This is a genomic window from Paenibacillus sp. cl141a (assembly GCF_900109305.1).
In the GTDB taxonomy this organism is placed as follows: Bacteria; Bacillota; Bacilli; order Paenibacillales; family Paenibacillaceae; genus Paenibacillus_AQ; species Paenibacillus_AQ lautus_A.
Genome location: NZ_FNZO01000017.1, coordinates 65,888 through 75,688, shown reverse-complemented (window position 1 = coordinate 75,688; position 9,801 = coordinate 65,888). Strand labels below are relative to the sequence as shown.

Annotated in this window: 10 protein-coding genes and 2 rRNA genes; all 12 read left to right on the top strand. The window is 50.9% G+C overall.

From position 1 onward, the window contains the following. A 23S ribosomal RNA gene (locus tag BMX45_RS29420) occupies window positions 1–317 on the top strand; the annotation flags it as partial. 66 nt (window positions 318–383) lie between these two features. Continuing rightward, window positions 384–500: ribosomal RNA gene (rrf, locus tag BMX45_RS29415) — 5S ribosomal RNA — on the top strand. Window positions 501–795: 295 nt separating this feature from the next. Next, entirely contained in the window at window positions 796–1,833 is a 1,038-nt protein-coding gene (locus tag BMX45_RS29410; protein ID WP_090914154.1) for an ABC transporter ATP-binding protein, read from the top strand. After that, a complete protein-coding gene (locus BMX45_RS29405) occupies window positions 1,826–2,584 on the top strand; it encodes an ABC transporter permease (RefSeq protein WP_090914152.1) in 759 nt (252 codons plus the stop codon). The genes BMX45_RS29410 and BMX45_RS29405 overlap by 8 nt, the downstream gene beginning before the upstream one ends. Window positions 2,585–2,629: 45 nt before the next feature. Continuing rightward, a complete protein-coding gene (locus tag BMX45_RS29400) occupies window positions 2,630–2,995 on the top strand; it encodes a GntR family transcriptional regulator (RefSeq protein ID WP_090914150.1) in 366 nt (121 codons plus the stop codon). Between the two features lie 22 nt (window positions 2,996–3,017). Beyond that, on the top strand, window positions 3,018–3,722 hold the full coding sequence (locus BMX45_RS29395; RefSeq protein ID WP_090914148.1) for an ABC transporter ATP-binding protein: 705 nt from the start codon (window positions 3,018–3,020) through the stop codon (window positions 3,720–3,722). Beyond that, window positions 3,719–4,465 (top strand): hypothetical protein, encoded by a 747-nt coding sequence (locus BMX45_RS29390; RefSeq protein WP_090914146.1) that lies wholly within the window; start codon window positions 3,719–3,721, stop codon window positions 4,463–4,465. The genes BMX45_RS29395 and BMX45_RS29390 overlap by 4 nt, the downstream gene beginning before the upstream one ends. Window positions 4,466–4,803: 338 nt before the next feature. After that, on the top strand, window positions 4,804–5,907 hold the full coding sequence (locus BMX45_RS29385; RefSeq protein ID WP_175495235.1) for an amidohydrolase/deacetylase family metallohydrolase: 1,104 nt from the start codon (window positions 4,804–4,806) through the stop codon (window positions 5,905–5,907). Further along, the gene (locus BMX45_RS29380) at window positions 5,885–6,988 is read left to right on the top strand and encodes a DgaE family pyridoxal phosphate-dependent ammonia lyase (RefSeq protein WP_090914142.1); all 1,104 of its coding nucleotides are present in this window, start codon (window positions 5,885–5,887) and stop codon (window positions 6,986–6,988) included. Before BMX45_RS29385 ends, BMX45_RS29380 begins: the two co-directional genes overlap by 23 nt. Window position 6,989: 1 nt before the next feature. Beyond that, on the top strand, window positions 6,990–7,745 hold the full coding sequence (locus tag BMX45_RS29375) for a 2-dehydro-3-deoxy-phosphogluconate aldolase (protein WP_090914140.1): 756 nt from the start codon (window positions 6,990–6,992) through the stop codon (window positions 7,743–7,745). Beyond that, window positions 7,738–8,754, top strand: coding sequence for a sugar kinase (locus tag BMX45_RS29370; RefSeq protein WP_090914138.1), 1,017 nt, complete (start codon window positions 7,738–7,740; stop codon window positions 8,752–8,754). Before BMX45_RS29375 ends, BMX45_RS29370 begins: the two co-directional genes overlap by 8 nt. Before the next feature lie 8 nt (window positions 8,755–8,762). After that, entirely contained in the window at window positions 8,763–9,479 is a 717-nt protein-coding gene (locus BMX45_RS29365) for a GntR family transcriptional regulator (protein WP_090914134.1), read from the top strand. Window positions 9,480–9,801 lie beyond the last annotated feature (322 nt).

Genomic DNA, 9,801 nt, shown 5'->3' with positions numbered 1-9,801 from the left:
CGAGCTGGGTTCAGAACGTCGTGAGACAGTTCGGTCCCTATCTGTCGTGGGCGTAGGAAATTTGAGAGGAGCTGTCCTTAGTACGAGAGGACCGGGATGGACGTACCGCTGGTGCACCAGTTGTTCCGCCAGGAGCATGGCTGGGTAGCTACGTACGGACGGGATAAGCGCTGAAAGCATCTAAGCGTGAAGCCCCCCTCAAGATGAGATTTCCCAGTATGTAAGACCCCTTGAAGACGACGAGGTAGATAGGTTGGAGGTGGAAGTGCAGCAATGCATGGAGCTGACCAATACTAATCGGTCGAGGGCTTATCCAAAAATATTTCAAAGTGCTGCAAATATCGTTTCGTATCTAGTTTTCAGGTGATCAAACATCTGAACCGTTTGGTGGCGATGGCGGAAGGGTTCCACGCGTTCCCATACCGAACACGACCGTTAAGCCTTCCAGCGCCGATGGTACTTGGACCGAAGGGTCCCGGGAGAGTAGGACGTCGCCAAGCGAACAACCATAAAGGCCGTTATCGAGTAATCGATAGCGGTTTTTTCCTATTGCTCCTAAAGAGTGAGGTGTTTTCTATACTTGCCCCAAAAGACGATCCTAAAGATCGTCTTTTTTTGTTTCGCCAAGATTCATCCTTTCGCTTTTTCGCAATCCTCTTATATCACCATAATGACGAAGCAGTTCGCTGAGTGCACAAGTTAAATTTTAACATTGAAAATTAGGCTTTACAGAACTAAACTACTAGTGTACTATTTAACTATAACACCGATACAAAAAGGAGTGGAATTAAGTACATGAGCGGAAACGATTCAAATAAAATGACAACGAATATAGAAAATGCCTCAGGGGAATGGGTTGATGGAATCAGTGGATCAGCCCCCACCAATAGGAAAGATGCCAAGAAAGGGCCCGTCGTCCTTACCGTCAATCAAGTCACCAAAACGATCGGAAAGAAGAACATCGTCGACAAGCTATCCTTTGACATACATCGTGGCGAAATCGTTGGTTTGCTTGGACCGAACGGCGCAGGCAAAACAACAACCATTCGAATGATCGTTGGGTTGATCGATATGAGCCAAGGCGATGTACTGGTAAAGGGACACAGCATCAAGAAGGACTTCGTTCAAGCCGTTCGTCATATCGGGGGCATCATTGAGAATCCGGAATTCTATTCGTACATGAGCGGTTATGACAACCTGAGGCAGTACCAGCGGATGTCCAAAGGTGTGACCATTACGAGAATCATGGAGGTTGTCAAGCTTGTCGGGCTGCAGGACGCCATACACAAGAAGGTTCGTGCTTACTCCCTTGGTATGCGCCAACGATTAGGAATCGCGCAGGCTCTGCTTCACAATCCGTCCATCCTTATTCTCGATGAGCCGACGAACGGCCTGGATCCTGCCGGTATTCGCGAGATGCGGGATTATCTGAAACAAATTGCCAGAGATGAGGGAATTGCTGTTCTCGTATCCAGCCATCTGCTGTCGGAGATGGAGCTGATGTGCAGCCGCGTGGTTGTCATCCAAGAAGGCAAGTTCGTCACTGAGCGCTCAATCGGGGGAACGGTCGTGAATGAAGAGTTAACGACGGTAAGTCTCCGCGTAAATGATACAGCCATGGCGGAACAAACGGTTCAACATCTCAAAGACATCATTCTAATCAACTCCTCAGTGGAGGAGGGGAGGATCACCCTTCAACTTCACGAAGAGGATATACCTACGCTGATCCAGTCACTGTGCGATGCACGCGTACGGATTTACCGGGTGGAAGAGATGAAGTCGTCGCTTGAAGAAGAATTCTTGAAATGGACAGGAGGCAACCGCATTGCGTAGCTTTGGAAATCTCGTCTGGAACGAATGGCTCAAAATGTTTAAGAAACGCAGCTTCTTCTTGCCATATGTGCTTTTGGCTGGAATGGTGATCTTCACGGCGTTCTTGCTCTATAAATTTTCCGATGGCGGCAGCACTGGCTATGAATTTGCCCAGATCGCTGTAACCACCAAGGGAATGGGGCAAGTGCTGACCCTGCTTGCCATTGTTGTGACGGCAGGAACCGTAGCGAAGGAACACAGCATGGGAACGATCAAATTGCTGCTTATACGCGCACAGAGCCGCACCAAAATTTTGGCATCGAAATATGTGGCCGTATTGATTTACATCTTAACACTGGTGGCCTTTATGTTTGCTGTAGCCGCGCTGACCGGCCAAATTACGTTCGGCATGGATGTCGGCTCCGTTACGCTAGGCGATGTGCTCATTGGAGCGGTGAACAACCTGGTGTATACGATCGTTTATGTAACGCTAACCTTTATGGTAGGCATTCTAACGAGATCCACCGGTCCTGCAATCGGTATCGGCATGTTCATGGTCATTATGGAAAGCATGGTGGTACAGCTGCTTGCGCGTTACTCCTGGTCTAAATACCTGCTGTTCCTGAATGTGGATCTTTCCTTGTACAGCGGAGGCGCAAGCTCCCCGGTACCAGGCATGAGCTTAACGTTCTCAATTATTGTGCTCGCTGTATATCTCCTCTTGTTTCTTGCGACAGGCTTTGTTACGTTTAAAAAACGGGATGTCGCATAAGGAGCCTGAGTTCGAGGTAGAGCGGCGGAAAGGAGCAACCCGACAGTGAGTATCGAATTTGATAATAATCTGCCGATCTATTTACAGATCATGACGTATCTGAAGAAAGAAATCATCACCGGCAAACTTCTGCCCGGTGATAAAATCCCATCGGTTCGAGAATTAGCGAGTGAGCTTCAAATAAATCCAAACACGGTGCAGCGAACTTTTCAGGAATTGGAGCGTGAAGGTATTGTGGAGACGCGGCGGGGATTGGGCCGATACGTGACAAGCGAGGAATCGAAAATCATGGAAATCAAAAAAGAAATGGCCGGCGATCTGCTGGAACGGTTTATACGCGGCATGCAGGAGCTCGGCTTTAAAGATCAGGATATCATTACGATCGTGGAAGATGCTGTGAAGCAGCCATGATCCAAAAAGCGGAGGTGAGACCATGGTGGAAAATCTGTTACAGGTACGAAGCGTAACCAAAACGTATGCCGGTAAACGCAGAGCGCTGCATGATGTCAATCTGGATATCAGCGGAGGCAAGATCATCGGCTTGCTGGGTACCAACGGCAGTGGCAAGAGCACGCTGATGAAGATTGCAGCCGGTTTGATCCAGCCTACGGCAGGTGCCGTTTACGTAAACGGCAAACCCGTGGGGCTGGAGACCAAAGCCAGCGTGTCCTTCATGCCGGACCGGCCGATGACGGAATCCTGGATGAAGGTCTCGGATGCGGTGGCGTACTTCAAGGATTTTTATGAGGATTTTAATGTAGAAAAGGCAAACAGAATGCTGGACTTCATGAATTTAAAAACCAATGATCGCATCAGCTCCCTGTCCAAAGGGATGAATGAGCGCCTGCAGTTAACGCTCGCATTGTCCCGCGAAGCGAAGCTGTATATGCTGGATGAACCCATCGGCGGGGTGGATCCCGTAGCCCGTGGAAAAATTCTGGATGCCATCGTTGAATTCTACAACGAGGACAGCAGCATCATGGTTTCGACCCATCTGGTCCGGGACATCGAACGAATATTTGATGAAGTGATCTTCATTCGCAACGGCGAGGTTGCCATGCATGATGAAGTGGAGAACATTCGCTTAAAACACGGAAAAAGCATAGATGAGATGTTTAAAGAGGTGTATGCGGAATGATGAGGCTGCTGAAATACGACTGGAAGAGAAACTCGACCACGCTGCTCGGCGCTTTTGCGATTCTTCTTATCGTGCAGATCGCAATCACGGTGACAGGTTCAATCAGAGATTGGGAGCTAGGATTGAGTTTGGGTTTAAGCATGCTGGCTTATGGCTCTGTGAGTGTTTTGCTCCTTGTGGTCACTGGCAAGAACTTCGGCTATAACATCAAGGCATATCAGCGGCGTCTGCTCCCCGTCCATTCTGTCTGGAGCGTGATTTCCTCCCTCATTCTGGCGTGCGCGAGTTTACTGGCGCTGTGCCTACTGATGGCGCTGCATTTGTGGTACTACTGGAACGCTGCCGGCATCCCATGGGAAATGATCCGTTTTTCCGATTATCCTGTTATGTATTATGTCGGTCTCGCCCTGTTGACGGCATGGAAATTCGTCTTTCTGATGATTACGATATTTTTTGCCATTGCCGTGGCCAACAGCATCACGAAGAAAGGAAGCGTATGGATTGGCATTCTGGTGTTCTTTGTATTGCATAATGTCTTGTCCTGGATCAGCCAGCTGCTCTTCGGAGAAGAAGCAGCATGGGTCGGGCCGATGGCGAACATTTCCTTCGAGAATGAGGTGGATTTTACCGTATCTGCCGCGCAGTATACGTTAGCATGGGGCGCATTTGTTTTTGAGGTCATTGTGGCGGCCTTGGTCCTATATGCCACGGTGTATCTCGTTGATCGGAAGGTTGAGGTTTAACATCAAGGAATATGAGGATTTAATACTATAAACGGACCAAAGAAACTGCCTATCCAAGGCAGTTTCTTTGGTATGAAGCGAGAAGGAAATCCCGCTAGGCACACAGAACCAGAACCTTAGCAGTACGGCGCTATCAATCCATGGAATCCGATTTATAGGCAAGAGATAAATGATAAAATTCGAAAATTGATTTAAACATTATAACGTTATATTCACGTCCAGGATGTTCTGTGCTATGCTATAACCATGGTATTAAGAAAAAGCAATGCAAATCGGCGGGTACTGAAGAGGATTTAAGGCTGGTCCGGTAAGGCTGAAGGGGTGAAACGATGAAGATTTTGGAACAGCGTTTTGTTTTGCGCAACGTACAGATGGTGCATGATGAGAAGCCTTTTGACATTGTCATGGAGAACGGGTTCATTACCGAAATAACGGATGCGAATACGGCATCGGGTGACAACGGTTTTGACGGTACGGGATTATATGTGTCCAGCGGTTGGATCGATATGCACGTCCATGCGGTCGCCAAGCTGGAGCCTTATGGCGATGCCATCGACGAGATCGGCGTTCGGCAAGGGGTCGCCACCATTATTGATGCAGGAAGCTGCGGCGCGGATACGATTGGAGAATTGGCAGCCGAGGTTGCCAGGGCCAAAACAAACGTGTTTGCTTTTTTGAATATTTCCCATATTGGACTTCAGCGGATCGACGAGCTTTCCAGTTTGGAATGGATCGATCCCGAAAAGGCAGCAAAAGCAGTTTTAACGTATCCTGACCTGATCATCGGGCTCAAGGCAAGGATCAGCAAAAGCGTAGTGAAGGACAACGGCGTAGAACCGCTTCGACTCGCAAGGAAACTGTCCGGGAAAACGTCCCTGCCGCTGATGGTTCATATCGGATCGGGACCTCCTCCGATTGAGGAAGTGCTGGAGCTGCTTCAGAAGGACGACATAATCACTCATTATTTGAACGGGAAAGCCAACAATTTATTCGATTCGAACGGGAAGCCGATTCCTGCCCTGACCGAAGCGATTGCCCGCGGCGTTCATCTGGATGTCGGCCATGGTACGGCGAGCTTCTCGTTCCTGGTGGCGGAGTATGCAAAAGCACAAGGGATTAAGCCGGATACGATCAGCACCGATATTTATCGCGGCAATCGCATCCACGGCCCGGTGTACAGCCTGGCCAATGTCATGAGTAAGTTTCTGTATCTAGGGTACGGCTTGCAGGAAGTGGTCGCTGCGGTAACGGACCATGCAGCCGCATGGCTGGGCCGTCCGGAGCTGGGCCGAATTCAAGTCGGCGACGCTGCTCACCTTACTTTGTTCGCGGTGCGGCAGGGACCGATGAGTTTGACCGATTCCGAAGGGGAGACCCGAATCGCCGACCGATATATTGAAGCCAAAGGAGTGGTAGTCAATGGATCATTCATTACATGCTAAATACGGGTTGAAACGCGTGGTGAACGCCAGCGGGCGGATGAGCATTCTTGGCGTGTCGGCACCGAGGGATACCGTCATGGAAGCCATGCGGATCGGTGGACAGAGTTACGTGGAAATCGCGGATCTGGTAGATAAAGCAGGCGATTACATGGCGCGCATTCTCGGTTCCGAAGCGGCGGTTGTCGTCAATTCGGCTTCCAGCGGCATTGCTCTATCCGTGGCTGGAATCGTCACCGAGGGCAATCGCAGGCGCAGTGACCGACTGCATCAGGAACCGATTGCCAAGAACGAGATCATCCTGTTCAAGGGGCATAATGTGCAGTATGGAGCTCCCGTCGAAACGATGGTGTATCTCGGAGGCGGCAAGGTCGTAGAGGTAGGGTACGCCAACGAAGGGCGCAAGGAGCATATCGCAGAGGCGATAAATGAACGGACCGCTGCCATTTTATACGTGAAGTCCCATCACTGCGTGCAGAAAAACATGATTTCGGTGGAAGAAGCTGCAGAAGTGGCCCAGGCACATGGAAAACCGCTGATCGTGGATGCCGCTGCCGAGGAGGATATCCAGAAGTATGTGAAGTACGGAGATCTGGCTATTTACAGCGGTTCTAAGGCAATCGAAGGTCCGACCTCCGGTATAGTAGGCGGCAAGCGCCAATACGTGGAGTGGGTGAAGGCGCAGCTGCATGGCATTGGGCGGAGCATGAAGATTGGGAAGGAAACGACGTTTGGATTGCTTCAGGCGCTGGATGAGTATATGGTGAAGGAAGATAAGAGCGAGTTGGAGAAGGCGGCACTGGAGGAAATGAAGTCCTTATCGAAATTGCCGGGCATTGAGGTTACGATCGTGCAGGACGAAGCGGGAAGAGCGATCTTCCGTGGACGCGTGAAGGTCAATGAGGAGGCGGCCGGGGTAAGTGCCAAATCCATGAACGATCAGCTGCGCGAAGGCGACATTGCGGTGTATACCCGGGATTACGGCGTACGCCAGGGGTATTTTGATATCGATCCTCGCTCGCTTTCCGGCGATGATTTGCAAGTCATTATAACGAGAATACAGCAGATTGCAGGGGGAAACTAAGATGGCAAACATGGAGAAACGTCTTTACAGAAACCGCACGGCATTAAACGTTCTTGCAGGCAGCATTCAGAATGCGAAGGAAATATTCGAAGCTTCGGAAGGGCATGTTCTGGTCGGCGTATTGTCGAAAAATTACCCGAATGCGCAGGAAGCCGTCATCGCGATGAAGGAGTACGGAGCCGTTATCGAGGATGCGGTATCCATCGGCTTGGGCGCCGGCGATAACCGTCAAGCGGCGGTGGTCGCGGAGATCGTGAAGAGCTACCCGGGCACGCATATCAATCAGGTGTTTCCAGCGGTCGGTGCAACCCGTGCTAACCTGGGCGGCGAAGATAGCTGGATCAACAGCCTCGTGTCCCCTTCGGGACAAGTGGGCTACGTCAATATATCTACCGGACCGGTGAGCGCTGCCGGTTCGGACAAAGCCGTCGTCCCCGTAAAATCGGCCATCGCGCTTGTACGCGATATGGGCGGCAACGCACTGAAGTATTTCCCGATGCAGGGCTTGAAGCTGGAAGAGGAGTATCGTGCGGTAGCGAAGGCATGCGCGGAGGAAAGATTCGCGTTAGAGCCGACGGGCGGGATCGATAAAGAGAATTTCGAAGCCATCGTCCGCATTGCGTTCGAGGCAGGAGTACAGCAGGTCATCCCTCACGTATACTCCTCGATCATCGACTCGGCCAGCGGGGATACGATCATTAGCGACGTGCAAGAGCTGCACCTTAAGTTAAAAGCGCTGGTTGATCAATATGCCTAAGACGATCGCTGCATTTGGCGAAGTGATGATGCGTCTTCAAGTACCAGGGTATGCTTCCTTGGCACAAGAGAGCCACCTGAACTACTCTTTTTCCGGGACGGGCGTCAACATCGCGTCGGCAGTGGCAAGGTTCGGACATGCCGGGTGCCTCGTCAGCACGTTGCCCGACAACCCGCTTGGCGAAGCGGCGATCTCATATCTGCGCAAGCTTGGGATCGGCACTTCGCTCATTAGCCGCGGCGGCAAATATGTCGGCATGTACTTCCTGGAGAATGGGTTTGGCGTCAGACCCGGTCGCGTGACTTATACAGATCGCCTTGGCAGCAGCTTTAATACGGCGGAGGATGCCATGTACGATTTCGATGCGATTGCCGAAAAGGTCGACATGATCCATTTTTGCGGCATCACCCTTTCCATGAACGACACCGTGCGGGGCCAGATGAAGGTCTTGGCTCGCAAGGTCAAGCAAAGCGGCGGAACGGTTGTGTTCGACTGCAACTACCGTCCTTCCTTATGGGGGGCGGACCGCTACGATTTCGCCAAACCGCACTACGAGGAAATGCTGTCTTTGGCGGATATCGTCTTCATGAACGAGAAGGATGCCATCCATATCCTTGGCATGGAAACCACCCGGGAGGATCGGCACGAACAGCTGCAGGAGTTGATTCCGAAGGTGGCGGCGAAGTATAATATTACGGTTGCGTCGGGTACCCACCGCAAGATCAACGGGGACAATACCCATTCCCTGCAAGGCTATCTTTACACGGATGGAGCGTTTCATTTTTCCCAAACGTTGACGTTCTCCGTCCATGACCGCATCGGGGCGGGCGATGCCTATGCCAGCGGTGTGATTCACGGGATCTCGGAGGGGTATGTACCGGGCTGGACGGTTGATTTTGCCGCAGCGGCGGCGATGCTTGCCCATACGGTAACGGGAGATACGCCGACGGCGAACGAACGCGAAGTGCTTCAGGCGATGAGTCATCATATGTCTGACGTGGAAAGGTAGGAGGAAGCATGTCGATCACGCGGAAGAACGGTCCGTTATACTTGCAAATCAAGAAGATCATTAAAGATCGGATTCTGCATGGGGTATATCCACTTGGTTCCCATATTCCTTCCGAGCCGCAGCTGGAACAGGAATTTAACGTCAGCAAAATGACGGTTCGCAATGCGATCCAGGAATTGTACCAGGAAGGGTATGTAGAGAAGCGCAGCGGTGTAGGAACGATCGTGACCCGGAACACGTCCTTTTCCAAGCTGTCCAAGGGGAAGCTGTTTACCGAGATTTTGGTTGAAGAGGGCCACCAGATCCGGAAGCGCCATCTGAAGACGGAATGGGTGCACAATGAACCGGATAGCGAATTGTTCCTGAAATTCGGTGAGCGGTGCCTGCTGATCGAACGTATGTATTTGCTGGACGGGAGCCCGTTTATCTACTACACCCATTACGTATCGTCCCTGGTGGACATGGGGGAGGAGTTCGATTCAAGCGAACTGCCGTCCTTGTATGAACGTATCGAGGAGAGTCAAATCACGCTGGAGAATTTCCGGGACCGTTTCCTGGCGACCGTGGCTAATGAGGAGATTGCCTCGCTGCTGGAAGTAAGCGCCGGAACCCCGTTACTGAAGCGGTTGAGATCCTCCTACGACCAGACGGGCAGCATCATTGAATACAGCATCGGGTACTACAATACGGAGCTGCAGCATTATTTGATCAGTTATGATGCTTAAGATATAGAAAACGACAGGAAGAAGTGGCCAAGAGACCGGTTTTGATCCGGCACGGAGGCTGCTTCTTTTTTTAGTCCTTCGGTTGAATTGTTCTTCGGAAAAGGGCTATAAGCGATCGAAGAAGTGGGTACAATAAGAATACATGCATAGCGCGAACATTTGAGAAGGACCCTCTTGGCAAAATGAAAAAATGTGCTATAATGAGATCAAAGTCAAAGAAAGTCAAAGTCAACGAGAGGGTTCGCTGATTTTGATTATGGTTAATCAACGTATAAGCAAGGCTCTGTGCGGACGTGTAAGATCACTATCCGTCTTAACGTTT

What these genes read in the sequence shown, in the direction of transcription:
- BMX45_RS29375 (WP_090914140.1), top strand. Translation starts at nt 6,990, where the DNA reads ATGGCAAACATGGAGAAACGTCTTTACAGAAACCGCACGGCATTAAAC.
- BMX45_RS29370 (WP_090914138.1), top strand. Translation starts at nt 7,738, where the DNA reads ATGCCTAAGACGATCGCTGCATTTGGCGAAGTGATGATGCGTCTTCAA.
- BMX45_RS29395 (WP_090914148.1), top strand. Translation starts at nt 3,018, where the DNA reads ATGGTGGAAAATCTGTTACAGGTACGAAGCGTAACCAAAACGTATGCC.
- BMX45_RS29390 (WP_090914146.1), top strand. Translation starts at nt 3,719, where the DNA reads ATGATGAGGCTGCTGAAATACGACTGGAAGAGAAACTCGACCACGCTG.
- BMX45_RS29380 (WP_090914142.1), top strand. Translation starts at nt 5,885, where the DNA reads ATGGATCATTCATTACATGCTAAATACGGGTTGAAACGCGTGGTGAAC.
- BMX45_RS29410 (WP_090914154.1), top strand. Translation starts at nt 796, where the DNA reads ATGAGCGGAAACGATTCAAATAAAATGACAACGAATATAGAAAATGCC.
- BMX45_RS29365 (WP_090914134.1), top strand. Translation starts at nt 8,763, where the DNA reads ATGTCGATCACGCGGAAGAACGGTCCGTTATACTTGCAAATCAAGAAG.